At 71.6% G+C, this 26,206-nt stretch carries 22 protein-coding genes; 4 read left to right on the forward strand and 18 right to left on the reverse strand.

The genetic code is table 11. The features are described 5' to 3' along the window. Positions 1–91: 91 nt before the first annotated feature. The 16 genes from ACIQ6Y_RS08135 to rsmH form a co-directional block, all read right to left on the reverse strand. Positions 92–1,222, reverse strand: a complete 1,131-nt coding sequence (locus ACIQ6Y_RS08135) for a DivIVA domain-containing protein (protein ID WP_404034374.1) — start codon at positions 1,220–1,222, stop codon at positions 92–94. 55 nt (positions 1,223–1,277) lie between these two features. Then, positions 1,278–1,565: a YggT family protein gene (locus ACIQ6Y_RS08140; protein ID WP_004001943.1), complete on the reverse strand. Its 288-nt coding sequence runs from the start codon at positions 1,563–1,565 to the stop codon at positions 1,278–1,280. A gap of 59 nt (positions 1,566–1,624) precedes the next feature. Beyond that, entirely contained in the window at positions 1,625–2,266 is a 642-nt protein-coding gene (locus ACIQ6Y_RS08145) for a cell division protein SepF (RefSeq protein ID WP_404034376.1), read from the reverse strand. A gap of 130 nt (positions 2,267–2,396) precedes the next feature. Then, complete coding sequence (locus ACIQ6Y_RS08150; RefSeq protein WP_404034378.1) at positions 2,397–3,116, reverse strand: YggS family pyridoxal phosphate-dependent enzyme; 720 nt, start codon at positions 3,114–3,116, stop codon at positions 2,397–2,399. Between the two features lie 6 nt (positions 3,117–3,122). Continuing rightward, the gene (pgeF, locus tag ACIQ6Y_RS08155) at positions 3,123–3,854 is read right to left on the reverse strand and encodes a peptidoglycan editing factor PgeF (protein WP_404034380.1); all 732 of its coding nucleotides are present in this window, start codon (positions 3,852–3,854) and stop codon (positions 3,123–3,125) included. Next, positions 3,851–5,041: a cell division protein FtsZ gene (gene ftsZ / locus ACIQ6Y_RS08160; protein ID WP_404034382.1), complete on the reverse strand. Its 1,191-nt coding sequence runs from the start codon at positions 5,039–5,041 to the stop codon at positions 3,851–3,853. Before ftsZ ends, pgeF begins: the two co-directional genes overlap by 4 nt. Positions 5,042–5,329: 288 nt before the next feature. Next, the gene (locus ACIQ6Y_RS08165; RefSeq protein ID WP_404034384.1) at positions 5,330–6,121 is read right to left on the reverse strand and encodes a cell division protein FtsQ/DivIB; all 792 of its coding nucleotides are present in this window, start codon (positions 6,119–6,121) and stop codon (positions 5,330–5,332) included. Positions 6,122–6,166: 45 nt separating this feature from the next. Next, a complete protein-coding gene (gene murG, locus ACIQ6Y_RS08170; RefSeq protein WP_404034386.1) occupies positions 6,167–7,264 on the reverse strand; it encodes an undecaprenyldiphospho-muramoylpentapeptide beta-N-acetylglucosaminyltransferase in 1,098 nt (365 codons plus the stop codon). A gap of 6 nt (positions 7,265–7,270) precedes the next feature. After that, complete coding sequence (ftsW, locus tag ACIQ6Y_RS08175; RefSeq protein WP_404034388.1) at positions 7,271–8,632, reverse strand: putative lipid II flippase FtsW; 1,362 nt, start codon at positions 8,630–8,632, stop codon at positions 7,271–7,273. 20 nt (positions 8,633–8,652) lie between these two features. Then, complete coding sequence (murD, locus tag ACIQ6Y_RS08180) at positions 8,653–10,080, reverse strand: UDP-N-acetylmuramoyl-L-alanine--D-glutamate ligase (RefSeq protein ID WP_404034390.1); 1,428 nt, start codon at positions 10,078–10,080, stop codon at positions 8,653–8,655. Further along, on the reverse strand, positions 10,062–11,132 hold the full coding sequence (gene mraY, locus ACIQ6Y_RS08185; RefSeq protein WP_404036355.1) for a phospho-N-acetylmuramoyl-pentapeptide-transferase: 1,071 nt from the start codon (positions 11,130–11,132) through the stop codon (positions 10,062–10,064). Before mraY ends, murD begins: the two co-directional genes overlap by 19 nt. After that, complete coding sequence (murF, locus tag ACIQ6Y_RS08190) at positions 11,132–12,547, reverse strand: UDP-N-acetylmuramoyl-tripeptide--D-alanyl-D-alanine ligase (protein ID WP_404034392.1); 1,416 nt, start codon at positions 12,545–12,547, stop codon at positions 11,132–11,134. The genes mraY and murF overlap by 1 nt, the downstream gene beginning before the upstream one ends. 4 nt (positions 12,548–12,551) lie before the next feature. Further along, positions 12,552–14,207, reverse strand: a complete 1,656-nt coding sequence (locus ACIQ6Y_RS08195) for a UDP-N-acetylmuramoyl-L-alanyl-D-glutamate--2,6-diaminopimelate ligase (protein WP_404034394.1) — start codon at positions 14,205–14,207, stop codon at positions 12,552–12,554. 49 nt (positions 14,208–14,256) lie between these two features. Further along, complete coding sequence (locus tag ACIQ6Y_RS08200) at positions 14,257–16,218, reverse strand: peptidoglycan D,D-transpeptidase FtsI family protein (RefSeq protein WP_404034396.1); 1,962 nt, start codon at positions 16,216–16,218, stop codon at positions 14,257–14,259. Between the two features lie 857 nt (positions 16,219–17,075). Beyond that, positions 17,076–17,546, reverse strand: coding sequence for a hypothetical protein (locus ACIQ6Y_RS08205; protein ID WP_404034398.1), 471 nt, complete (start codon positions 17,544–17,546; stop codon positions 17,076–17,078). An 82-nt stretch (positions 17,547–17,628) separates the two neighbouring features. Continuing rightward, positions 17,629–18,585 carry a 16S rRNA (cytosine(1402)-N(4))-methyltransferase RsmH gene (rsmH, locus tag ACIQ6Y_RS08210; protein WP_404034400.1) on the reverse strand — a complete coding sequence of 319 codons (957 nt, stop codon included), beginning with the start codon at positions 18,583–18,585 and terminating at the stop codon, positions 17,629–17,631. A gap of 270 nt (positions 18,586–18,855) precedes the next feature. Here rsmH and ACIQ6Y_RS08215 point away from each other — a divergent pair, with 270 nt between their 5' ends. The 4 genes from ACIQ6Y_RS08215 to ACIQ6Y_RS08230 all read left to right on the forward strand — a co-directional run bounded on the left by ACIQ6Y_RS08215 (position 18,856) and on the right by ACIQ6Y_RS08230 (position 24,580). Further along, positions 18,856–19,407 (forward strand): beta-class carbonic anhydrase, encoded by a 552-nt coding sequence (locus ACIQ6Y_RS08215; protein ID WP_404034402.1) that lies wholly within the window; start codon positions 18,856–18,858, stop codon positions 19,405–19,407. A gap of 240 nt (positions 19,408–19,647) precedes the next feature. After that, positions 19,648–20,682: an AAA family ATPase gene (locus ACIQ6Y_RS08220; protein WP_404034404.1), complete on the forward strand. Its 1,035-nt coding sequence runs from the start codon at positions 19,648–19,650 to the stop codon at positions 20,680–20,682. Next, positions 20,682–22,109, forward strand: a complete 1,428-nt coding sequence (locus tag ACIQ6Y_RS08225) for a DUF58 domain-containing protein (RefSeq protein ID WP_404034406.1) — start codon at positions 20,682–20,684, stop codon at positions 22,107–22,109. The genes ACIQ6Y_RS08220 and ACIQ6Y_RS08225 overlap by 1 nt, the downstream gene beginning before the upstream one ends. Next, on the forward strand, positions 22,106–24,580 hold the full coding sequence (locus tag ACIQ6Y_RS08230) for a DUF3488 and DUF4129 domain-containing transglutaminase family protein (RefSeq protein WP_404034408.1): 2,475 nt from the start codon (positions 22,106–22,108) through the stop codon (positions 24,578–24,580). Before ACIQ6Y_RS08225 ends, ACIQ6Y_RS08230 begins: the two co-directional genes overlap by 4 nt. 181 nt (positions 24,581–24,761) lie before the next feature. Here ACIQ6Y_RS08230 and ACIQ6Y_RS08235 read toward each other — a convergent pair whose 3' ends face one another. Next, positions 24,762–25,151: a DUF3040 domain-containing protein gene (locus ACIQ6Y_RS08235; protein ID WP_404034410.1), complete on the reverse strand. Its 390-nt coding sequence runs from the start codon at positions 25,149–25,151 to the stop codon at positions 24,762–24,764. Between the two features lie 277 nt (positions 25,152–25,428). Beyond that, complete coding sequence (locus ACIQ6Y_RS08240; protein ID WP_404034412.1) at positions 25,429–26,199, reverse strand: class I SAM-dependent methyltransferase; 771 nt, start codon at positions 26,197–26,199, stop codon at positions 25,429–25,431. Positions 26,200–26,206 lie beyond the last annotated feature (7 nt).

The raw sequence follows: 26,206 nt of genomic DNA on the forward strand, positions 1-26,206 counted from the left end.
ATCAACACGCGTAAAAGGGGCGGGCCCCGGATCTGGAATCCGGGGCCCGCCCCTTTGAACGCTGCCGACGCCTACGGCGTACTACCGGCCGTCAGTTGTCGTCCTCGTCGATGAGGAAGCCACGCATCGGCGACGGCGCCTGACCCATCGGGGACGGGCCCTGCGGGCGGACCGGAGCCATGGGCTGGGTCATCGCCGGGGACATCTGCTGCTGGCCGCCGTAGGACGGGCCGGACGGAGCCGGGGCACCACCCATCGGCTGGTTGCCGCCGTACGACGGGGCGCTCGCGCCGGCCGGGGCCATGGAGGGCGCCGGGGACGGCGGCAGCGACGCGGTCGCCGGGGTGCGCGGCGGGGCGAGGGAGTCGTCCGCCTGGGTCTCCAGCTGGCGCAGCTGGGACTCCAGGTAGGACTTCAGGCGCGTACGGTACTCGCGCTCGAAGCCGCGCAGATCCTCGACCTTGCGCTCCAGCGTGGCGCGCGCGGACTCCAGGGAGCCCATGGCGACGCGGTGCTTCTCCTGCGCGTCCCGCTCCAGGGCGTCGGCCTTGGCACGGGCGTCACGCTCGAGACCCTCGGCGCGGCTGCGGGCCTCGCCGACGATCTTGTTGGCCTCGGAGCGGGCCTCGGCGATCGCCTGGTCGGCGGTCTGCTGGGCCAGCGAGAGGACACGCGCGGCGCTGTCGCCACCGGGGCCCTGACCGGGACCGCCCATGGGGCCGCCCATCGGACCGCCCATGGGGCCGCCCATCTGCTGCTGCATGGGGGGCTGGCCCATCGGACCGGGACCCTGACCCATCGGGCCGGGACCCTGCGGACCCTGACCGCCGGGGCCGGGGGGCAGCTGCGGGGCACCGCTCGGCAGCTGGGGCGGGCCACCCATGGGGCCGCCCATCTGCTGCTGCGGCGGGCCCGATATGCCGGCCGGCACCGGAGCGCCGGGGCCTCGCATACCCTGCTGCGGCATGCCACCCTGCTGGGGCATGCCACCCTGCTGCTGGTCCTGCTGCTCCGGGGGCTTGCGCATGTTCTGCTGGTTCTGCGCAGCGGCACGCGTGGCCGCGGCCAGCTTGGCGCGCAGGTCCTCGTTCTCGCGGAGCAGGCGCGTCAGTTCGGCTTCGACCTCATCGAGGAAGGCATCGACCTCGTCCTCGTCATAGCCTTCTCGGAGGCGGACGGTCGTGAACTGCTTGTTCCGCACGTCCTCGGGGGTCAACGGCATCTCTTCACCTCAACGTTGTCGTCGGCAGTCGGCAAGACCGTATCTGTCACATCGCTCACATCGCGCTCCGCACGAGCGTGATCAGGATGTAGACGATGATCATCAGTACGAAGAAGGACAGGTCGAGCGCCACGCCCCCGAGACGCAACGGCGGGATCACCCGCCGCAGAAGCTTGAGCGGTGGATCGGTGACAGTGTAGGTGGCCTCCAGAACGACCACCATCGCCTTGCCGGGTTGCCACGAGCGGGCGAACTGGAAGACGTAGTCCATGACCAGTCGGAAGATCAGCACGATGAGGAACACCATCAGCGCGATGTAAAGAACCTGCAAGACCACGCTCATGACTGGTGCTTCCCTCTCCCCTGTTCCCTGTTTCGTGCTGTTCTTACCGGTGGTGCGTCTCAGCTCTGGTTGAAGAACCCGCCCTCTGCGATGCGGGCCTTGTCCTCCGCCGTGACATCGACGTTAGCAGGCGACAACAGGAACACCTTCTGCGTCACCCGCTCGATGCTGCCGTGAAGACCAAACACCAAACCTGCCGCAAAGTCGACAAGTCGCTTCGCGTCTGTGTCGTCCATCTCAGTCAGATTCATGATCACCGGGGTGCCCTCACGGAAGTGTTCCCCGATGGTACGGGCCTCGTTGTAGGTCCGCGGGTGAAGCGTGGTGATCCGGTAAGGCTCTCGTTCGGACACGACCTTGGGCATGATCACCGGTGCGTTCTTCTCCAGGGACTGACGTTCTTGTGTGATGGACGCCACGGGCGCGATACGCGCCGGACGACCCGATTCCGCGGCTGGCGCGGTGGATCGGGCAACCGGCTCGCGGGGCACGGGCGCCTGCACGATTCGCACCTCTTCGTCCCTTTCGGGCTGATGTGCGATGTGCTGCTGATGCGACGGCTCGTGCCGTCGGTGGTCACGCTCGGGCTCCGGATCGAGTTCGGGCTCGAAGTCGTCGTCGGGATCGAATCCCCGGCCGTCGTACCCATCGTCCTCCACGAGGCCGAGGTAGACCGCCATCTTGCGCATCGCGCCGGCCATGCTCTGAGTCCTCCGCTCTGTGGTGGATCCGCTGACGACCGCCAAGTGCCCGCGATCCACGTGGTCGTTGTGCCCACCTTTCGGCGGGCAATGACCATATTTTCTGCTGTGGTCCGACTTCCTGGCGACGTTACCCGAGCCCGGCGCGGACTCCGAGTACCGCGGTGCCGACGCGTACATGTGTCGCTCCGGCCGCCACGGCCTCCTCAAGGTCCGCACTCATCCCTGCCGAGACCATGTTCGCAGCCGGATGGGCTCGGCGCAGGGCAGTCGACAAATCCATCAACCGCTCGAACGCCGCCCGTTGGCGACCCGCGTACTCGCCGGTCAGCGGAGCGACGGTCATCAGCCCGTCGAGCCGCAGCCCCGGCGAGCCGGCGACGAGGTCGGCCAACTCTTCGATTCCGCCGGGGGCGACACCGCCCCGCTCCCCCCGGTCACGCACCCCCGCGTCCAGCGCGACCTGGATCAGACAGCCCAGTTCGCGCTCCGCCCTCACGGCCTCCTTGGACAGCGCCGTCACTAGCCGGGCCCGGTCCACGGACTGCACGAAGTCCGCGTAACCGGCCACGGAACGCACCTTGTTGGTCTGCAACTGGCCGACGAAGTGCCAATTCAGGCGCAGATCCGCACATTCCGCGGCTTTCGGTGCCGCGTCCTGGTCACGGTTCTCGGCGACATGGCGCACACCGAGTTCCGACAGGATCCGCACATCGCTCGCCGGGTAGGTCTTGGTGACCACGATCAGCGTCACCTCGTCGCGCTCGCGCCCGGCGGCCTCGCAGGCCGCGGCGATGCGCTCCTCCACCTTCGCCAGGTTCGCGGCGAGTTCGCCCTTACGGTCCGTCATGCCCCATCAGTCCAGCCACACATAGCTCGCGAGCCGCCCGGTGGAGCGGTCGCGGCGGTACGAGAAGTGATCCCCCGACTCGAGCGTGCACACCGGCGACTGTGCCCGGTCGGCGACCCCGAGCCGGATGAGCTGCGCGTGCACCCCGGCGGCGACGTCCACCGCGGGTGTGCCCCAGCTCGTCTCGGCGTGCGCCGCCGGTTCCACCGCGGCGACCTCGGCCCGCATGGCCTCGGGCACCTCGTAGCACCGGCCGCACACCGCCGGTCCGGTGCGGGCGACGATCCGGGCGGGGTCGGCGCCCAGTTCGATCATGGCCCGTACGGCGGCGGGGACCACCCCGGCGGTCATGCCGGGCCGGCCCGCGTGGGCCGCGGCGGCGACACCGGCGACCGGGTCGGCCAGCAGCACCGGCACGCAGTCGGCGGTCAGCACGGCGAGGGCGAGTCCGCGCCGGGCGGTGACCACCGCGTCGACCTGCGGGATCTCGGCACCGGCCGGCCAGGGTCCGTCGACGGCGGCCACGTCCGCGCCGTGCACCTGGTTCATCCAGACCACCGTCGCGGGGTCGATGCCCAGCGACTTGGCGGCCAGCTCCCGGTTGGTGCGGACCGCCTCCGGGTCGTCGCCGACGGCGCCGCCCAGGTTGAGCTCCTCATACGGAGCGGCGCTCACCCCGCCCCACCGGTCGGTGAAGGCGAAGTGCGCGCCGCTCACGCTCTCGCGCTGTCCTATCACTTGAGGAAGTCCGGTACGTCCAGCTCCTCGGCCGCACTGTCGGTGTAGCTGCGCGACGGCGGCACAGGCGGCGCGGCCGGGAGGTCGGCCACCGGCTCGGGCGCGGGCTCCAGGTCCTCCTTCGGCGTGACACTGCCGAGCGAGCCGAAGCTCGGGCGGGACTCGGGCTGCCGTGCCGGCGCCGGCTCCTCGCGCTTGGCCGAGGTCGAGCCGAGGACGTTGTCCCGCTTGGCCGGCGGCTGGCCCCCGTCGAAGCCGGCCGCGATGACCGTGACGCGCACCTCGTCGCCGAGGGCGTCGTCGATGACGGCGCCGAAGATGATGTTGGCCTCGGGGTGGGCGGCCTCGCTGACCAGCTGGGCGGCCTCGTTGATCTCGAACAGGCCGAGGTCGGAGCCACCGGAGATGGACAGCAGCACACCACGGGCGCCGTCGATGGAGGCTTCCAGCAGCGGGGAGGAGATCGCCATCTCGGCCGCGGCCACCGCGCGGTCGTCGCCGCGGGCCGAGCCGATGCCCATGAGGGCCGAACCGGCCTCGGACATGACCGACTTGACGTCGGCGAAGTCGAGGTTGATCAGACCGGGCGTGGTGATGAGGTCGGTGATGCCCTGAACACCGGAGAGCAGGACCTGGTCCGCGGACTTGAAGGCGTCCAGGACCGAGACCTGGCGGTCCGAGATGGACAGCAGCCGGTCGTTCGGGATGACGATGAGGGTGTCGACCTCTTCGCGGAGCTCGGCGATGCCGTCCTCCGCCTGGTTCGCGCGGCGCCGCCCCTCGAAGGTGAACGGGCGCGTGACCACGCCGATGGTGAGCGCGCCGAGCGAGCGTGCGATGTTGGCCACGACGGGCGCGCCGCCGGTGCCGGTGCCGCCGCCTTCACCGGCCGTCACGAAGACCATGTCGGCCCCCTTGAGGACCTCCTCGATCTCCTCGCGGTGGTCCTCGGCGGCCTTGCGGCCGACGGCCGGGTTGGCTCCGGCGCCGAGTCCGCGGGTGAGTTCACGGCCGACGTCGAGCTTGACGTCGGCGTCGCTCATCAACAGAGCTTGCGCGTCGGTGTTGATGGCGATGAACTCGACGCCCTTGAGACCGACCTCGATCATCCGGTTGATGGCATTGACACCACCGCCGCCGACACCGATGACTTTGATGACTGCGAGGTAGTTCTGCGGTGCTGCCACGTCGAAGGCCTCTCGCCTCGAGTTACGTGTCGACGGATCACCGGGACGCGCCGCGTCCCGCGATCAGACGACTGATGCCGAATGGGACGGTCCGTTTCGCCGACCCGAACCCTAAAGCTCAAGTTTAGGGTTACCAGTATGTCTGTTCCTTGGAGTCTTCTGAACGAGACACTAAGTCGACAAGTGGCGCGCGTTCAACGAACACGCCGAACCTCCCGTTTTTCTTTTCACCCTATGTGATCAGCCGTAGCGCTGCCCAACCAGGGTGCTGGCCTGCGCGGATGTGCGTCAACTCCCCGATGACGAGGGGGCCGTGGGAACGCTCACGTCGAAGTGCCGTGCACCAGGGGCCGCTTTCATGAGAGCGGCGAGGGTACGGGCCTTCGCGTGCCCCTTCTCCGAGCTGCCCCAGGCGACGGTCCGGCCGTCGCCGAACTCCAGCGAGATGGCGTCGTAGGAGCGCACCTTGACCGCCCGGGTGTCCCGGGCGACCGCGGCCGGAAGCGCGCCCGCCACCCGGACCGCCTCACGCGTCAGCCGGCCCTCGCCGAAGCGGCGCAGGCTGGCGGCGGCCGAACTGGACCGGGAAACGCTCAATTCCAGTGTCGGAACGCCTTTAGGAGCCTCGGAAACCGTGGCGAAACGGACGCCTTCATCGTCCACTTCGATGAACTTTCCGCCCTTTTCCACCAAGAGCACAGGGGTGCGTTCAACCACTTTCAGGACAATTCCGTGCGGCCAGGAACGGCTCACGTCGACCGTGTCGATCCGGGGCAGTTTCCGGCGCAGTCGCGACTCGATTCGCTCGGTGTCGACCGAGACGAGCGGATCCCCCACGGGCACGTCGGCCGCCTCGCGCACCTGAGCGGGCGTCAGCACCGCGGTGCCCGAGACGCCGACGCGTTCCACGCGCAGCCACTGCGAGCCGTACAACAGCCAGACGCCGCCCGCCGAGAGGAGCACGAGGGCGGCGCCGGCGAGGAGAAGACGGAGGCGGCGCCTGGCGAACCGCCGTGCGGGGGGCGGGCCGGACGACTCCTGCTGGCGTTCACCGCGCTCGGCGGTGGTCGTACCGGCCACGCTCCCTGCCTTCCGCCTGCACAGACATACGGTTGCTATTGCCGGCTATCGGTGTGCACGGCCGGCGGCGATCGCCTCGTACACCATGCCGACGAGCAGCTCGTCGGCGTCGCGCCGGCCGAACTCACCGGCGGCGCGGGACATCTGGTACAGCCGGTGCGGGTCGGCGAGGACGGGCAGCACGTTCTGCTGCACCCACTCGGGAGTGAGCTCCGCGTCGTCGACCAGCAGACCGCCGCCGGCCTTGACCACCGGCTGGGCGTTCAGCCGCTGTTCGCCGTTGCCGATGGGCAGCGGGACATAGGCGGCCGGGAGTCCGACGGCGGAGAGCTCGGCGACGGTCATCGCGCCCGCGCGGCAGAGCATCATGTCGGCCGCGGCGTACGCGAGGTCCATCCGGTCCAGGTAACTTACCGGGACATAGGGGGGCATTCCCGGCATCTGCTGCACCTGCGGCAGTTCGTTCTTCGGTCCGACCGCGTGCAGGATCTGGATACCGGCCTGCTGCAGCCACGGCGCGACCTGCTGCACGACCTCGTTCAGCCGGCGCGCGCCCTGGGAGCCGCCGGTGACCAGCAGGGTCGGCAGGTTCGGGTCGAGCCCGAAGGCGGCTCGGGCCTCGGGACGCATGGCGGCCCGGTCCAGGGTGGCGATGGAGCGGCGCAGCGGGATGCCGATGTAGCGGGCGCCGCGCAGCTTGCTGTCCGGGGTGGAGACGGCGACCTGGGCGGCGTACCGCGAGCCGATCTTGTTGGCCAGACCCGGCCGGGCGTTCGCCTCATGGATGACGATCGGCACACCGAGCCGCTTGGCGGCCAGATAGCCGGGCAGCGCCACATAGCCGCCGAAGCCGACGACGCAGTCCGCCTTGGTGCGCTCCAGGATCTGCTCGGCGGCCTTGATCGTGCCGCGCAGCCGGCCCGGGACGGTGATCAGCTCGGGGGTCGGCTTGCGGGGCAGCGGCACGGCCGGGATCAGCGCCAGCTCGTAGCCGCGCTCGGGGACCAGCCTGGTCTCCAGGCCGCGCTCCGTGCCCAGGGCCGTGATGCCCACGGTCGGGTCCTGCCTGCGCAGGGCGTCCGCGAGGGCGAGCGCGGGCTCGATGTGGCCCGCGGTGCCCCCGCCGGCGAGTACGACATGCACCGAAATTCACCGCTCTCCGGACGAGCGCACCGCCGAGGTGCGCCGTCGCATCGTGTTCCATCTCCGGGGACTCCGACCAGCCGCAGTACCCCCAGCCCCCCGCTTTCTACCAAAGCGAGGTTGCCGCATCGCAAGCGCCGCCCGCGCAGCAGGCTCGTCACGCGCGAAGGCGATCAGCAGCCCGATGGCGAACATGGTCGGCAGCAGGGCGGAACCCCCGTAGGAGAACAGCGGGAGGGGGACACCGGCGATCGGCAGCAGGCCGAGCACCGCACCCATGTTGATCACGGCCTGGGCCGTGATCCAGGTGGTCACACCTCCCGCGGCGTACCTCACGAAGGGGTCCTCCGTGCGTCCGGCCACGCGGATACCCGCATAGCCTAGAGCGGCGAACAGGGCGAGCACCGACAGCGTCCCCGCCAGACCCAGTTCCTCACCGGTGACGGCGAAGATGAAGTCCGTGTGGGCTTCGGGGAGTTGACCCCATTTTTCCACACTCGCGCCGAGTCCGGACCCGAAGATTCCACCGGAGGCCAGGGCGTAGATACCGTGCACGGCCTGCCAGCACGCGTCACCCTGCCCGGGGTCGGTGGCGCCCAGGCACTGCAGACGGGCCATGCGGTTGGGGCTGGTCTTGATCAGGATCACGCCGATCACGGCGGCCACCGACAGCACCCCGGCGAACAGCCGGGTGGGCGCCCCGGCCAGCCACAGCAGGCCGAACAGGATCGCCGTCAGGATGATCGCCGTGCCCATGTCGCCGCCGAGCATGATCAGCCCGAGCAGCATGAACGCGGCCGGCACCAGCGGCACCAGCATGTGCTTCCACTGGTTCAGCAGCTTCCTGTCCTGCTTGCGGGCCAGCAGGTCGGCGCCCCACAGCACTAGCGCGAGCTTGCCGAACTCGCTGGGCTGGAGCTGGAAGGGGCCACCGACGGAGATCCAGTTCTGGTTGCCGTTGACCGACATCCCTATCCCCGGCACCTGCACCAGCGCCATCAGGAAGACCGCGCCCGCGAGGATCGGGTAGGCCAGCGCCCGGTGCAGCTTCACCGGCATGCGCGAGGCGACGAGCAGCAGCCCGCCCCCGATCACGGCGGCCAGCAGCTGCTTACGGAAGAACCAGGAGCCCGTGAGGCCCATCTGCAGCGCCTTGATCTGGGAGGCCGAGTAGACCATCACCAGACCCAGCACGATGATCAGCAGACTCCCGCCGAGGATCAGGTAGTACGCCGTCAGCGGCCGGTCCCACGCCTTGCGCGCGCGCGTGTAGAGCCGTAGGACCGGGTTCTCGCGCGGGGGGCGGGGGGCGGCGGGCCGCAAGGCGGCCCGGGGGGCGGGCCGGCGGCCGGTACGGCTACTGGGCATCAGCGCCTCCGCTGCGTCGGTCAGGAGCCGAGTTCGCGAACCGCCTCCGCGAACGCGTCACCGCGCTTGTTGTAGTTGGTGAACATGTCCATGGAGGCGCAGGCGGGGGCGAGGAGCACGGTGTCGCCGGGCCGCGCGAGCCGCTGGGCCTCCTGGACGGCCTGGGGCATCGCCCCAGTGTCGGTCCGGTCGAGGTCGACGACGGGTACTTCCGGGGCGTGTCGCGTCAGCGCCTCGCGGATCAGCGCCCGATCGGCACCGATCAGGACGACGCCCCGCAGCCGCTGCGCCGACTTGGCGACCAGCTCGTCGAAGGTCGCGCCCTTGGCGAGGCCGCCCGCGATCCACACGATCGACGGGTACGCCGCCAACGAGGCTTCCGCGGCGTGCGTGTTGGTCGCCTTGGAGTCGTCCACGTACGCCACGCCGTCCACGTCGGCCACGTGCGCGATGCGGTGGGCGTCCGGGGTGAAGGCCCGCAGACCGTCCCGTACGGCACCGGCGGGCACCCCGAAGGCGCGCGCGAGGGCCGCCGCGGCAAGGGCGTTGGCGATGTTGTGCGGGACGGGCGGGTTGACGTCGGAGACCTCGGCGAGTTCCTGGGCGTTCTTCTGCCGGTTCTCCACGAAGGCGCGGTCGACCAGGATGCCGTCCACCACACCGAGTTGGGAGGGGCCGGGAGTGCCGAGGGTGAAGCCGATGGCGCGGCAGCCCTCCTCGACGTCGGCCTCGCGCACCAGGTCCTCGGTCGACGGTTTGTCGGTGGCATCCACGTTGTAGACGCAGGCGACCCGGTTGCCCTCGTAGATCCGGCCCTTGTCGCGCGCGTACGCCTCCATCGAGCCGTGCCAGTCCAGGTGGTCCGGCGCGAGGTTGAGGACGGCGGCGGAGTGGGCGCGCAGGGACGGCGCCCAGTGCAGCTGGTAGCTCGACAGCTCCACCGCGAGGACGTCGTACCGCTCCTCGCCGAGGACCGCGTCGAGCAGCGAGACGCCGATGTTGCCGACGGCGGCGGTGCGCAGCCCGGCGGCCTTCAGGATCGACGCCAGCATCTGCGTGGTGGTCGTCTTGCCGTTGGTGCCGGTGACGCACAGCCAGGGCGCGGCGTCCGGGCCGCGCAGCCGCCAGGCCAGTTCGACGTCGCCCCAGATCTCGACACCGGCCTCGTGAGCGGCCCGGAACAGGGGCTTGTCCGGCTGCCAGCCAGGCGCGGTGACGATCAGTTCGGTGCCCTCGGGCAGGGTCGCCCCGTCGCCGAGCCGCACGGTGACGCCCAGCGCCTGAAGTTCGGCGGCCTGGGCGCGGGCCCGCTCGTCGTCGCCGTCGTTGACGACGGTGACCCTCGCGCCGAGCCCGTGCAGCACCTTGGCCGCCGGGACGCCGGAGACGCCGAGCCCGGCGACGGTGACGTTCTTCCCCTGCCAGTCGGTCACTTGTCCGCTGCCCATCCCGCGTAGAAGAGGCCCAGTCCGACGATCACGCAGATGCCCTGGATGATCCAGAAACGGACCACCACAAGGACCTCGGACCAGCCCTTGAGTTCGAAGTGGTGCTGGAGTGGCGCCATCCGGAAGACGCGCTTGCCGGTGAGGCGGAACGAGCCGACCTGGATGACCACCGACATGGTGATCAGAACGAACAAACCACCAAGGATCGCGATCAGAAGCTCGGTACGCGAGCAGATCGCGAGACCGGCGAGCACACCGCCGAGCGCGAGCGAACCGGTGTCGCCCATGAAGATCTTGGCCGGCGAGGTGTTCCACCACAGGAAGCCGAGGCAGGCACCCATCAGTGCCGAGGCGACCACCGCGAGATCGAGCGGGTCACGCACCTCGTAGCAGGCGCCCGGGTTGGTGAGCGTCTGAGCGTTCGCGCACGACTCCTGGAACTGCCACACACCGATGAACGTATAGGCACCGAAAACGAGCACCGAGGCACCGGTGGCCAGGCCGTCCAGACCGTCCGTCAGGTTCACGCCGTTCGACATGGCGAGAATCATGAACAGCGCCCAGACGACGAACAGCACCGGGCCGATCGTCCAGCCGAAGTCGGTGATGAACGACAGCTTGGTGGAGGCCGGGGTGTTGCCGCGGTTGTCGGCGAACTGCAGCGACAGCACCGCGAAGCCGATGCCGACGATCAGCTGGCCGGCCATCTTCGCCTTGGCCCGCAGACCGAGCGAACGCCGCTTGACGATCTTGATGTAGTCGTCCAGGAAGCCGACCACGCCCATGCCGACCATCAGGCCCAGCACCAGCACGCCCGAGTACCTCGGCGGCTCGCCGCTGATCACCTTGCTGAGGAAGTAGGCGGCGACCGTCGCCAGGATGAAGGCGATACCGCCCATGGTCGGCGTACCGCGCTTGCTGGCGTGCTCGCGCGGGCCGTCGTCACGGATGTACTGCCCGTAGCCCTTGCGGGCCAGCAGCTTGATCAGCAGCGGGGTGCCGATCAGCGTCAGGAAGAGGCCAATGACTCCTGCGAACAGGACCTGATTCATCATCGGGCGGAAACCTCACCCTCGGCACCGGTCTCGAGCAGCGCCTGGGCAACGCTCTCGAGGCCGACCGAACGGGACGCCTTCACGAGCACGACGTCCCCCGGGCGCAGCTCGCTGCGCAACAGGTCGACCGCCGCCTGTGCGTCGGACACGTGCACCGACTCCTCACCCCACGAACCCTCGTTATATGCGCCCAGTTGCAGCCAGGCGGCTTCCCTGCCCCCGACCGCGACGAGCTTGCTGACGTTGAGCCGGACGGCGAGCCGTCCGACCGCGTCGTGCTCGGCGAGCGCCTCGTCCCCGAGCTCGGCCATCTTGCCGAGCACCGCCCACGTACGGCGCCCCTTGCCCATGGCCGCCAGCGCGCGCAGAGCGGCCTTCATGGACTCGGGGTTCGCGTTGTAGGCGTCGTTGACGACCGTCACGCCGTCCGGGCGCTCGGTGACCTCCATCCGCCAGCGGGAGAGGGTGCCCGCCGCGGAGAGCGCGGTGGCGATCTCTTCCGCGGACATGCCCAGCTCATGGGCGACGGCGGCCGCGGCGAGCGCGTTCGACACGTGGTGCTCACCGTACAGGCGCATGGTCACATCGCTGCACCCGGAGGGTGTGTGAAGGGTGAAGGAGGGCTGCCCGGTGTCCGTGAGTCGTACGTTCTCGGCGCGTACGTCCGCTTCGTCGCTCTCGCCGAAGAGGAGCACCTTCGCCTTCGTACGGGAGGCCATGGCGCGTACGAGCGGGTCGTCGGCGTTGAGGACGGCCGTGCCGCCCTCCTCCTCGGAGGGGAGTGCCTCGACGAGTTCGCCCTTGGCCTGGGCGATCTGCTCGCGGCCGCCGAACTCGCCGATGTGGGCGGTGCCGACGTTGAGCACCAGGCCGATCCTCGGCGGGGTGAGGCCGGCGAGGTAGCGGATGTGGCCGATGCCGCGGGCGCCCATCTCCAGCACGAGGAACCTGGTCTCCTCGGTGGCGGACAGCGCCGTCAGCGGCAGACCGATCTCGTTGTTGAGCGAGCCCGGCGTCCACACGGTCGGCGCCTTGTGCTGGAGCACCTGGGCGATCAGGTCCTTGGTGCTGGTCTTGCCCGCGGAGCCGGTGAGGGCCACGAGGGTCGCGCCGAGCCGTCGTACGACATGACGGGCGAGGGCGCCGAGGGCGGCCTGCACGTCGTCGACGACGATCGCGGGCACCCCGACCGGCCGGGAGGCCAGGACGGCGGCCGCGCCCGACTCGACGACGGCGGCCGCGAAGTCATGGCCGTCGACGCGTTCGCCGACGAAGGCGACGAAGAGGCTGCCGGGCACCACCTCACGGGAGTCCCGGACGACCGGCCCCGTGACCTGGACGGCCGGATCCGGTATGTCGTGCGTCTGCCCGCCGACGACTTCTGCGATCTCGGCGAGAGAGAGGGCGATCACAAGTTCATCCCTGGGTCTTCTGGATAGCTTCGCGAAGCACCTGGCGGTCGTCGAAGGGACGGACCACGCCGGCGATGTCCTGGCCCTGCTCGTGGCCCTTGCCCGCGACGAGCACGGTGTCCCCGGGGTGCGCGCGCTGGACGGCGGCGGCGATCGCGGCCGCGCGGTCCTCGAAGAGGAGCACCTCGCCGCGCTCGTGCGCCGGCACGGACGCCGCGCCCTGGAGCATGGTCGCGAGGATCGCGAGGGGGTCCTCGGAGCGGGGGTTGTCGGAGGTCAGTACGGCCGTGTCGGAGAACCGGGCCACGGCGGCGCCCATCGGGGCGCGCTTGGTGGTGTCACGGTCGCCGCCGCAGCCGAGGACGACGTGCAGCCGGCCCTTGGTGACCTTGCGCAGCGCCTTGAGCACCGACTCGACGGCGTCGGTCTTGTGGGCGTAGTCGACGACCGCGAGGTAGCCCTGTCCGGCGTCCACCCGCTCCAGGCGGCCAGGCACGCCCGGCACGGCGGCGACGCCGTCGGCGGCGGTCTGCGGGTCGAGGCCCGCGGCGGCCAGGGCGACGATCGCGGCGAGGGTGTTGGCCACGTTGAAGGTGCCGGGCAGCGGCGACCTGGCGGTGAGGCGCTCGCCGTTCGGGCCGACCACGGTGAACGTGGAGTCCATCGGGCCGACTTCGACGCCCTCGGCGCGCCAGTCGGCGTCGGGGTGGCCCTCGGCGGAGTAGGTGACGACCGGGACGGTCGCCTCCGTGGCGAGCCTGCGGCCGTACTCGTCGTCGAGGTTGACGACGCCGCGTTTGCTGCGTTTCGGCGTGAACAGCTGCGCCTTGGCCCGGAAGTAGTCCTCCATGTCGGAGTGGAACTCCATGTGCTCCGGGCTGAGGTTGGTGAACACGGCGATGTCGAAGACACAGCCGTCGACCCGGCCGAGCACCAGGGCGTGGCTGGAGACCTCCATGGCGACCGCGTCGACGCCGCGTTCGCGCATGACCGCGAACAGGGCCTGGAGGTCGGTTGCTTCGGGGGTGGTGCGCTCGGACTTGATGCGCTCGTCGCCGATGCGCATCTCGACCGTGCCGATCAGGCCGGTGGCCCGGACCGTCTTCAGTCCGCCCTCGACGAGATAGGCGGTGGTCGTCTTGCCGGAGGTGCCGGTGATGCCGATCTGGAGCAGGTCCTCGCCGGGGCGGCCGTAGATCTCGGCGGCCAGCTCGCCCATCCGGGCCCGCGGGTCGTCCACCACCAGCACCGGCAGACCCGTCGCGGTGGCGCGCTCGGCGCCGGACGGGTCGGTCAGCACGGCCGCGGCACCGAGGCCGGCCGCCTGCGCGACGAAGTCGGCGCCGTGCGCCCGGGCCCCGGGCAGGGCGGCGTACAGGTCGCCGGGGCGGACGGCGCGCGAGTCGTGGGTGATGCCCGTGACGTCGGCGGCGCCCTCGGGCGCGGTGGCACCCAGTCGGCCGGCGAGCTCCGCGAGGGGTGTGGCGGGCACCTGGGCCGGTCGCGGCGGTCCCGGGTAGGTCACGGGAGCGCCCTTCTGGGTGGTTCGGGACTGATCAGCGTGTGGCACGGCGGTGAGCGTACCGGGCTCACCCGCTCCGGGGCGAAGTGAGGTGCGGGGGGTGCTCTGGTTCCCGGGATCGGGGGTGATCGTTGTCACGAGCTCGTTCCTGGCTGTTCAGTGCTGGTCAGGTCGGGTCAGGTGGGGGTCAGGGCGTGTACTCGACGGGCAGTCGGGCGGGGGGCGCTCCGGTGGGCGGGACCTGGAGGGTCTTCAGGGCGAACTCCATGACCTGCTTGTAGATCGGGCCGCAGATCTGGCCGCCGAAGTAGTTGCCGTCGGTGGCGTTCTGGATGGCGCAGTAGACGGTGACGCGGGGCTTGTCGGCGGGCGCGAAACCGGCGAAGGAGGAGGTGTAGCCGCGGTACTTGCCGGTGGCCGGATCCACGCGGTTGGCCGTACCGGTCTTGCCCGCGACGCGGTAGCCGGGGATGCGCGCCTTGCTGCCGGTGCCCTGCTCGTCGTCCACGACCGACTCCAGCATCCGGGCGAGCGTCTTCGCCGTCTTCGCGCTGACCACCCTGCTCTTGGCGGGTTCCGGGGCGGGCGTGAAGCGTCCGTCGGGGCCCTTGGTGCCGCGTACCAGTGTCGGCTCGATACGGACGCCGCCGTTGGCGATGGTCGAGTAGACGGAGGCGGCCTGCATGGCGTTGAGGGAGACGCCCTGGCCGAAAGGAATCGTGTACTGCTGCGAGGTGGACCACTTGTCGGGCGGGGCGAGGATGCCCTTGGTCTCACCGGGGAAGTCGAGCCCGGTGTAGCTGCCGAGGCCGAACTTGCGCAGGTACGAGTAGAGGACCTTGTTGGCCTCGGGCTGGGTCTTGCCGAGCTGGCCGGTGGCGAGGATGGTGCCGATGTTGCTGGACTTGGCGAGCACGCCGTTGAGCGTGAGGTACCAGGTCAGGTGGTCGATGTCGTCCTTGAAGAGACGGTCGCCGCGGTGCAGCCGGTTCGGCACGATCACATGCGTCTCGGGGGTGGCGACGCCCTCCTCCAGTACGGCGGCCATGGAGATGATCTTCGCGGTGGAGCCGGGCTCGTAGGCGTCGAGGAGGGCCGCGTTGGCCAGGGCGTTCGGGTTCGCCTTGGTGAGGTCGTTGGGGTCGAAGCCGGGCGCGTTGGCCATGGCGAGGATCTCGCCGGTGCGGGTGTCCTGGACGATGACGTAGCCGCGGTCGGCCTTGGACTTCTTCACCTGCTCGCTGATGGCGTTCTGCGCCGCCCACTGGATGTCACGGTCGATGGTCAGCTCGATGTCGGAGCCGGGCACGGCCGGGGTCTCGGTGGAGCCGGCCGTGGGCACCTGGCGGCCGCCGGACTGGGCGTAGCGGATCTTGCCGTCCTTGCCGGCGAGCTGCTCGTCCAGCTGCTGCTCGATGCCGCCGCCGCCCTTGCCTTCGGCGTTGACCCAGCCCAGTATCCCGGCGGCGAGGTCGCCGTTGGGGTACACCCGCTTGCTGCTGGGCACGGCCAGGACTCCGGCCAGGACGTTGACGGTGGCCGGGTCGGTCTCGGCCTTCGTGGTCAGTGCCGACTTCAGGTCCTTGATCTGCTGCCAGACCAGCGGGGTCTGCCGGTGGGCGAGCAGGGCGTAGCGCAGCTCCTTGTTCGCGGGCCGGAGCTTCTCGACCAGGTCCGCCTGCTCCTGCCCGAGGATCGGCGCGAGCAGCGCGGCCGCCTGCTCGGGGCCGTCGTCGATCTTGAGCGCCTTGCGGTTGAACAGGGTCGGGTCGGCGGTGATGTCGTACGCGTCCACGCTGGTCGCGAGCGCGACCCCGGTGCGGTCGGTGATCTCCCCGCGCTCGGCGGCGAGCACCTGCCCGACGTACCGGTTCTGTTCGGCTTTCGCCGCGTACGTGCTCGCGTCCACGGCCTGCACCTGGAGCAGCCGTACGACGAACGCGGCCATGACCAGCGTCAACGCCAGCCCGACCATCCGCAGCCGGGGCCGCGGACTGCCGAGCCTGAGCGGCCGGGGCCCAGCGGGCCGCGACACCGCCGGACGCCGCACGGGCCGCTGGGCCCCGGCCCCCGACGGCCTGCGTCCCGCGGGTCGGGCGGGCCGCGCGGGCCCGGGCACACGCCGCCGCGGCGGTTCCCTGTCGGTCACGTCCGTCACCTGCCGGGGGTCGAGGTCGGGAGGGGTGTGTCGCCCCGGCCTCCGCGGCCGCGGGGGGCGCGTGCCGCGGGGCGGGCCGCGGCCACGAGGGCACGGGGGGCGTGGCTTGCGGAGGGGGGTGGGGTGACGCGGGCACGGGGGCCGCGTCCGGGGGGGCGGGGCGAGGCCTTCGCGGTCGTGCCCGGGGCGACAGGGCGGGGCTGCGAGGGCGTGGGGGCCATGGGCAGGGCAGCGGGGCGCGGTTGCGAGGGCGTGAGGGTCATGCCCGGGGCGGCAGCGCAGGGCTGCGAGGGCGTGAGGGTCACGCCTGGGGCGGCAGCGCAGGGCTGCGAGGGCATGCGGGCCACGCCCCGGACAGCAGCGCAGGGGTGCGAGACCGCGGGAGCCATGCCCCTGGCGGCAGCGCGGGACTGCGAGGCCACGGGGGCCATGCCCCGAGGGCCGCTTCTCCGTCGCAGCAGCCGCCTGCCGGGGGCCCAGGGCCGTGAGGCCGGAGGCGCTGCGGGGGACGCGTGACGGGCCGGCGAGGCCGAGCCCGGCAGCGGGGACCGGCTCGGGAGCCGGGGCGCCCGTGCGCATGCGCGCCGCAGGGCGGCCGATGAGGCCGAGTCGTGCGGCGGGAAGCCGCTCGGATGCCCGGGCACCCGTGCGCATGCGCGCCGCAGGGCGGACGACAAGGCCGAGTCGTGCGGCGGGAAGCCGCTCGGATGCCCGGGCACCCGAGCGCATGCGCGCCGTAGTCCGGCCGTCGAGGTCCAGCCATGCGGCGGGAAGCCGCTCGGGCGCCCCGGCACCGGCGCGGGGGTGCGCCACAGGGGAAAGCTGCGCGTTGTTCTCGGTCACCGGGCTCACCTGTCGGGAGTCTCGGGCGTGGAGGATGCGGATGGGGACGGGGGCGTGGTGGGCATCGCCTCCGGGGCCAGGACGAGGGGGGTGGTGAAGGCCTCCTCGGGGGTGGGGGCCGGGGACGGGACGCCCTTGACCTTGCCGTCGGGGTCCAGGAAGGCCGGGTCGCCGCCGGGGACCATGCCCAGCTCGCGGGCGCGGCGCTGGAGGGCGTCGGGGGCGGAGTAGGCGTCGATGTCGCGCTGGAGGGCCTGCTCCTGGTCGGTGAAGTCCTTGGTGGCCTTCTTGAGGTCGTCCAGCCGGAAAGAACCCTCGCTGAGCGCGGAGTTCAGTACGAGCAGGCCGATGAGGCCGCCGCCCAGCAGCAGCACCACCAGCAGGACGAAGGGGGTGCGGGCGGCCTGCCCGGGGCCGGCCGGCAGCAGCCGTGCGAGCCGGAAGGCCCGGCCCTTCAGCTCGGGTTTCCTGCTCACCGGGCCTCCCGTGCGTCAGTGCGTCGCGAGTTGGAATGGTGAGTTGGATTTTCCAACCCAGGCGCCCGCCCCTTCGCCCGACTCACTCCACGTCCTCCCTGATGCGCTCCGCGCCGCGCAGCCGTGCCGGGGCCGCCCGCTTGTTCTCTGCGACCTCTTCCTCCGTGGGAAGTTCGGCACCGCGCGTGAGCAGCTTGAGCCGGGGCTGGTAGCGCTCGGGCACGACGGGCAGTCCGGGCGGGGCGGTGTTGGCGGCGCCGGCCGCGAAGACCTGCTTGACCAGCCGGTCCTCCAGCGAGTGGTACGACAGCACAGCGACGCGCCCGCCCACCGCGATCGCCTTCACCGCGGCCGGGATCGCCCGCTCCAGGACGGACAGCTCGCCGTTGACCTCGATGCGCAGCGCCTGGAAGGTCCGCTTGGCGGGGTTGCCGCCGGTGCGCTTGGCGGCCTGCGGCAGCGCGTCCCGGATCACCTCCACCAGCCGCGCACTGTTGCTGAAGGGCTCCTTCTCGCGCTCGCGCACGACGGCCGCCACGATCCGCTTGGCCTGCTTCTCCTCGCCGTACGCCCGAAGAATCCGTGCGAGCTCACCGGCGGGGTAGGTGTTGAGGACCTCGGCGGCGCTGATGCCGGTCGTCTGGTCCATGCGCATGTCGAGCGGCGCGTCCTGCGCGTAGGCGAAGCCGCGGTCGGCCTCGTCGAGCTGCATGGAGGAGACCCCGAGGTCGAACAGGACGCCCTGCACGCGCGGGATGCCGAGCCGCCGGAGCACCTCGGGCAGCTCGTCGTAGACCGCGTGCACCAGCGTCGCCCGCTCCCCGTACGGCGCGAGACGCTCGCCGGACAGCCGCAGCGCCTCCTTGTCGCGGTCGAGCGCGACGAGCCGGGCCTCGGGGAACCGCGTAAGGAGCGCTTCGCTGTGGCCGCCGAGACCGAGGGTGCAGTCGACGACCACCGCTCCGGGCTCCTGCAGGGCGGGGGCCAACAGGTCCAGGCAGCGCTGGAGCATCACCGGGACATGTCGACTGTTGCTCAAGGGGGCCCTCTCAGGTCCGGCGGGGCCGTACGCACCGCCGGGTCCCCGCCCTCTCGTGACGGAAAAAAGCAGGGAGAACCTCGCCTCCCGCTTCGCGTCACTTTAGTCCACCCTGTGTTGCGGTCAATCAACCGGCCCGCGCGTGGCGGCGGGGCCCTGAGGACCGGTTCACGCGCCGGCTGTGCATTGCCTCACAACAAGAACTCAATGGCGTTCTTTGTCCGCTCTCACAACGGGCCTCGACCTGAGGTGACCAGTAACGTCTTCAACATGACGACTTCTGCATCGCTCCCCACCGGCTCCGAGGGCTCCATAACCCGCGTCGGCTCGGTCACCGACCGTCTGGTCGAGGCGAACGAGCAGTACGCCGCCGCCTTCACCGACCCCGGAATGGACGCCCGCCCCGTCCTCCAGGTCGCCGTCGTGGCCTGCATGGACGCCCGCCTGGACCTGCACGCCGCGCTCGGACTGCAGCTCGGCGACTGTCACACGATTCGCAACGCCGGCGGCGTGGTCACCGACGACGTGATCCGCTCGCTCACCATCAGCCAGCGCGCGCTCGGCACCCGCAGCGTGGTGCTGATCCACCACACCGGGTGCGGCCTGGAGACCCTCACCGAGGAGTTCCGGCACGACCTGGAGATGGAGGTCGGGCAGCGTCCCGCGTGGGCGGTGGAGGCGTTCCGTGACGTCGACCAGGACGTGCGCCAGTCGATGCAGAAGGTGCGCACCTCGCCGTTCCTGCTGCACACCGACGACGTGCGCGGCTTCGTCTTCGACGTGAAGACCGGTCTGCTGCGGGAGATCGACCCCACGGACTGAGGCGGACCCGGCGGGCTCGTTCTTCGCTGATTCCAGGTTCTTCCGGTCACAAAAGACCCTAAGAACCGACATATCGCGGCCAGTTGTCCACAGTCGAGTGACACGAACCGGTAACGGCAACAAGAATGCCGTTGTGACGTCACGCGGAACTTTTCCCGCGCGCCGTCCGTGTTTCGGGTGGGGCCGGTTTCGCGTCGCGGAGCGTCGGCCCGGGCAATGGAACGGGCCGAGGAGGGCCGGGTGACGACCTATGACGATCGAGCGAGCCTCACTGATCTGACCGCCACCGTGGATCGGGTGCGCCGCTCGGTGGAAGAGGTGATCGAGGGCAAGCCCGAGGTCGTCCGGCTTTCGCTGACCGTGCTGCTCGCCGAGGGGCATCTGCTGATCGAGGATGTCCCCGGCGTGGGCAAGACGATGCTGGCCAAGACACTGGCCCGGTCCATCGACTGCTCGGTGCGGCGCATCCAGTTCACGCCCGACCTGCTGCCCTCGGACATCACCGGTGTGTCCATCTGGGACCAGCAGCGCCGGGACTTCGAGTTCAAACCGGGCGCGATCTTCGCGCAGATCGTCATCGGCGACGAGATCAACCGCGCCTCGCCCAAGACGCAGTCGGCGCTCCTGGAGTCGATGGAGGAGCGCCAGGTCACCATCGACGGGCAGACGTACGAACTGCCGAGCCCGTTCATGGTGGTGGCCACCCAGAACCCGGTCGAGATGGAGGGCACGTACCCGTTGCCCGAGGCCCAGCGCGACCGCTTCATGGCCCGGGTCTCCATCGGCTACCCCAGCCCCGAGGCGGAGCTGCAGATGCTCGACGTGCACGGCGGGGTGAGCCCGCTGGACGACCTCCAGCCGGTCGCCCACGCGCACGAGATCGTGAAGCTGATCGAGGCCGTGCGCGGCGTCCATGTCGCGGACACCGTCCGGCGCTACGCCGTCGACCTGGTCGCCGCGACCCGCAGCCACCCCGACCTCAGACTCGGCGCCTCCCCGCGCGCCACGCTGCATCTGCTGCGCGCGGCGAAGGCGTCCGCCGCCCTGAGCGGCCGGGAGTACGCGCTGCCGGACGACATCCAGGCCCTCGCCGTCGCCGTCCTGGCCCACCGTCTGCTGCCGACCGCACAGGCCCAGCTCAACCGCCGTACGGCCGAGCAGGTCGTACAGGAGATCCTCCAGCACACCCCGGTGCCGGCCGCGCCGCAGCAGAACACCTTCGGGCTCGGCCGCGGTGCCCAGGGCTTCGGCCAGCAGCCGCCGCGGAGGCTGTGATGAGCGACGCCGCGCCGAGGGGGGCGAGCCAGGCCGAGGCGGAGAGCGGCGGCAAGGGCGCGGTGCGCACTGCACTGGCCGGTCTGACGACACGTGGGCGTTCCTTCCTGGCCGCCGGTGTGGCGGCCGCCGTGTGCGCCTATGTCCTCGGCCAGAGCGACCTGCTGCGCGTCGGGCTGCTGCTGGCCGTGCTGCCGCTGGTGTGCGCGACCGTTCTGTACCGCACCCGCTACCGGGTGGCCGGCAGCCGCCGGCTCTCCCCCGCGCGTGTGCCCGCCGGCTCCGAGGCCCGCGTCCATCTGCGTATGGACAACGTCTCGCGGCTGCCCACCGGCGTGCTGATGCTCCAGGACCGGGTGCCCTACGTCCTCGGCCCGCGCCCGCGCTTCGTCCTGGACCGGGTCGAGGCGGGCGGCCGCCGCGAGGTGTCCTACCGAGTCCGCTCCGATCTGCGCGGCCGCTATCCGCTGGGCCCGCTCCAGCTGCGTCTGACCGACCCGTTCGGCATGTGTGAACTGACCCGGTCCTTCTCGACGTACGACACGCTCACGGTCATCCCGCGCGTGGAGGCGCTGCCGCCGGTGCGGCTGAGCGGTGAGGCCAGTGGGTACGGCGACGGACGGCAGCGCTCGCTGGCGCTGGCCGGCGAGGACGACGTCATCCCGCGCGGCTACCGCTACGGCGACGATCTGCGCCGCGTCCACTGGCGTTCCACCGCCCGCTACGGCGAGCTGATGGTGCGCCGCGAGGAACAGCCGCAGCGCTCCCGCTGCACGGTGCTGCTCGACACCCGTGCGCTCGCCTTCCGCGGCGCGGGCCCCGACTCCGCGTTCGAGTGGGCGGTGTCGGGCACGGCGTCGGTGCTGGTGCACATGCTGGAACGGGGCTTCTCGGTACGCCTGCTGACCGACACCGGCAGCTCGGTGCCGGGCGAGGGCGCCGACGGCTTCGCGGGCACCAGCCAGGAGTCGGCGGACGCGGCCGGGCTGATGATGGACACCCTCGCGGTGATCGACCACTCCGACGGCACAGGCCTCTCCCACGCCTACGACGTGCTGCGGGGCGGCAACGAGGGCCTGCTGGTGGCGTTCTTCGGCGACCTCGACGAGGCGCAGGCCGCCGTCGCCGCCAAGATGAGCCGCCGCAGCGGCGGCGCCCTCGCCTTCGTGCTGGACAGCGACACCTGGACCCGTGAGCCGTACGACGTCCCGGCCGCGGGCAACCGCACCGAAGAGCGCCTGCGCCTGCTGCGCGAGTCCGGCTGGACAGCCGTCGCCGTACCGCGCGGCGTAGCTCTGGGCGACCTGTGGCGCCAGGCGGACAGAGAAGGCCTGGGCCTGACGCCCGTAGGGGCGCGGGGAACTGCGCGACCGGCCCACGAGAACCCGCACGCGACGCGAAGCACCCACGGCGAGGTGCGGTCATGAGCGGACGGGCAAAAATGGCGCTGAGCGCACTGGCAGCCACCCTGCTGGCATCCTGCGCCCTCCTGCCACTGGTGGACACACCGGCCTGGCTGATGCACGCGGCCCTACTGCTCGCGGTGCAGTCCGGCGTCGGCGCGGCCATGCGCAGGGTCCCGCTCGCGCGGACCCTGACCGTGGCGGCCCAGGCACTGGCGTCGCTGCTGCTGCTCACCCTGTCCTTCGCCCGCGAGCAGGCGCTCGCCGGGTTCGTCCCGGGCCCGCAGGCGTTCCAGCAGTTCGCCGATCTGCTGGACCAGGGCACACAGGACGTCGAGCGGTACGCGATCCCGGCGCCGATGTCGGACGGCATCCAGCTGATGCTCGTCGGCGGTGTCCTGGTGATCGGGCTGATGGTGGACGCCCTGGCGGTGACCTTCCGCAGCGCGGCCCCGGCGGGACTGCCGCTGCTCGCGCTGTACTCGGTGGCGGCGGGCCTCGCGGACGGGGCCGGCGGCTGGGTGTGGTTCCTGCTCGCCGCGGCGGGCTATCTGATGCTGCTGCTGGCCGAGGGCCGCGACCGGCTCTCCCAGTGGGGCCGGGTCTTCTCCGGCGGCCCGCGCTCCCCGGGCACCCTCACCGGCGCAGGCGATGCCGTGGCCCCGGTGCGCACCGGGCGGCGGATCGGCGCGGTGGCGCTGGGCATCGCCCTGGTGGTGCCGCTGGCCCTGCCCGCGATGAACGGCGGCCTGCTGGACGGGGTCGGTACGGGCGTGGGCTCCGGCGGCGGAGGCGGCGGCACGATCTCCGCGGTCAACCCGCTGGTGTCGCTGCGCGACAGCCTGAACGTGGACGAGGACCGCACGGTGCTGGTGCTGCGCACCGACTCCGAGGACGTGTCCAGCATGTACCTGCGGATCGTGTCCCTGGACGACTTCGACGGCACCACCTGGCGGCCCGCCAAGCGGCGCATCGTCGACGTGCCCGACGAGTTCCCCGTACCCACCGGTCTGCGCGCGGACATCCCGCGCACCGAGGTGCGCACCCGGATCGCCGCCGCCGACTGGTACGCGCAGGACTGGCTGCCGATGCCGTATCCGCCGAGCGGCGTCGACATCGACGGGCGCTGGCGGTACGAGCCGATCGGCATGACGGTGGTCGGCGACCGCCGGGAGACCACCCGCGGCAAGACGTACGAGGTGCGCAGCCTGGAGGTGCGTCCGACGGCCCGCCAGCTGGCCGAGGCCCCGCTGCCGCCCGCCTCGATCGAGCGGCAGTACACCGAGCTGCCCGACTCGCTGCCGTCGGTGGTGGCGACCACGGCCCGCGAGGTCACCGCGGACGCGAGGAACCCCTACGAGCAGGCGGTCGCGCTCCAGGAGTACTTCGCCCTGACCGGCGGCTTCCAGTACGACACGGAGGTCGAGGTCGGGGACGACCGGCAGGCCCTCGCCCGCTTCCTGCGCGACAAGCGGGGCTTCTGCGTCCACTACTCCTTCGCCATGGCGACGATGGCCCGCTCGCTGGGCATCCCGGCCCGCGTGGCCGTCGGATTCGCGCCGGGCACCCCGCAGGCCGACCGGACGGTGACGGTGGGCCTGCGCGATGCGCACGCCTGGCCGGAGCTGTACTTCGAGGGCGTGGGCTGGACCCGCTTCGAGCCGACCCCGACCCGCGGGTCGACCCCGCCGTACACCGTCCCGGACTCCCCTGACAACAGTGACCCGGAGCTGCCGGAGAACGCCCGGCCGAGCAACGCGGCGCCCTCCGCGGAGCCGTCGCAGAGCTCGACCTGCTCGGCGCAGGACAAGCGGCTGGAGGCCTGCGCGGGCGCGCTGCCGCTGGACCCGGGCACGTCGGACGGCGGCGGGCCGCCCTGGTACCAGGTCACCGCCTGGGTGCTGCTGGGGGTCGCGCTGCTCGTGGTGCCGCTGGCGCCGATGCTGTACCGGCTCAGACGGCGTGTGGTGCGGCTGGCCTCGGCCCGGCACACCGCGGCCGCGCCGGGGCCGTCCGACGACGGCGTCGATGTGACGGTGCTGCCGCCCGGGCAACAGCCTGCGCGGCAGACGGCCGAGGCAGCCGCGGGCCATGTGCTGGCGGTGTGGCGTGAGCTCACGGACACCGCCTGGGACTACGGCATCCCGCCGGACGACGCGCTCACCCCGCGCAAGGCGGCCGAGCGGATCGTGCGGCTCGGGCAGCTGGACGAGTCCGCGGCGCAGGGCGTGCATCGGGTGGCGGGCGCGGTCGAGCAGGTGCTGTTCGCGCCGCGGCCGCAGGCCGCGTCCGGGCTCGCCGACGAGGTGCGCGGGCTGCGGGCCGCGCTGCGGTCGCGGGTCAGCCGGTCGACCCGGGTGCGCGCGGTGATCGCGCCGCGTTCGGCTGTCCGGGCGGTGTGGGACCTCAGCGACCGCTGGACGGCGTTCCGGGAGCGGCTGGAGGCGCGTCTGACGGCCCTGGTCCGCAGGCCGTCGGGACAGCGCAGCGGCTGAGACGGACGGCGTGAGCCTTCGGCCCCGGCACGGTCATCCGTGCCGGGGCCGGCTCTTCGTCAGGTGGGCCTGGGCGGGCACCCGGGCATGCGTGAGCGCGGGCATGCGTGAGGGGGTTGCCGCCCGGGCGGCAACCCCCTCACGCATGTCTGTGTCTGTGTCCGAGGAGCGAGGGTGCGGCTCAGTGGCCCTGCTCGTCGCGGCGCCGCTGCCAGCGCTGCTCGATGCGGTCCATCACGGAACGCCGCTGGTGTCCCTGTCGGCGCCCTTCCGGGCCGGCCGCATGCTGTTCGCCGGGCCTGGGAGCCTTGCGCCAGCCGGTCACCGCGAGTACCGCACAGCCCAGCATGACGAGGAAGCCCACCACGCTGAGCCACACCTGCTTGGCGACCATTCCGGCCATGAGGAGCGCGATACCTACGAGGAAGCCCGCGACCGCCTGGTAGACCCGTCGCCGGGTGTACGTACGCAGCCCGCTTCCCTCAAGCGCTGTCGCGAACTTGGGATCTTCGGCGTACAGCGCTCGCTCCATCTGCTCGAGCATGCGCTGCTCGTGCTCCGAGAGCGGCACGGAGTCCTCCTCATCGTGCAGTCGCCGGGGCGACCCGGGGGGTCCCTTCAGGATAGGCAGGGAATCGCCCCCGTGAAACCCGCCCCTCTGCGCCAATTGGCCAACCGGCTCCGCCATGGGCGAACCGGCTCGCTGAGGCTTCCATTCCCCGGCGGCCGACCCGTCATGCCGGAGCGGTCTCCCTCGATCATACGGCGGGAACCGCCCGATCGGGTGGCCTGTGGCGGACTCCATGCGGAGCCCGCCCCGCTGATCAGGGCCGTGTCCCAGCAGGCACTCAGGCCTCGTGAGCCCCTGCGGTCTCACCGAGCACGTGCAGCTGGGTCGCCACCGCGTGGAAGGCCGGGAGTTCGGCCGCGGCCTCCTCCAGCTTGAGCAGTGCCTCCAGCGCGCCGGGCTCGGTGTCCACGAGGACACCGGGCACCAGGTCGGCGAAGACCCGCACGCCGTGCACGGCGCCGACGGTGAGGCCGGCTCCCGCGACGAGGTCGGTGAGCTGCTCGACGGTGAACCGGCGCGGCACGGGGTCACCCTGCCCCCAGCGGCCCTCCGGGTCCTCCAGGGCCTGCTTGGCCTCCTTGAAGTGGCCGGCCAGGGCGCGGGCGAGCACGGCACCGCCGAGTCCGGCGGCGAGCACGCTGAGGACGCCCTCGGAGCGCAGCGCGGCGACCGCGTTGCGGACGCCCTCGGCCGGGTCGTCGACGTACTCCAGGACGCCGTGGCACAGCACGACGTCGTAGCCACCGCGCTCGACCACGTCGAACAGGCCGTGCGCGTCGCCCTGCACGCCCTTCACCCGGTCGGCGACCCCGGCCTCGGCGGCGCGGCGCTCCAGCGCGAAGAGGGCGTTGGGGCTCGGGTCGACGACGGTGACGCGGTGGCCGAGGCGGGCGGCGGGCACCGCGAAGTTGCCGCTGCCGCCCCCGGTGTCGAGGACGTCCAGCGACTCCCGGCCCGTGGCCTTGACCCGGCGGTCCAGGGCGTCCCGCAGGACCTCCCAGACCACGGCGGTACGGAGAGAAGCGCGGGGGCGCATCGGGTCCGACACGGCAGTT

Source organism: Streptomyces sp. NPDC096205 (assembly GCF_044763135.1).
Taxonomy (GTDB): domain Bacteria; phylum Actinomycetota; class Actinomycetes; order Streptomycetales; family Streptomycetaceae; genus Streptomyces.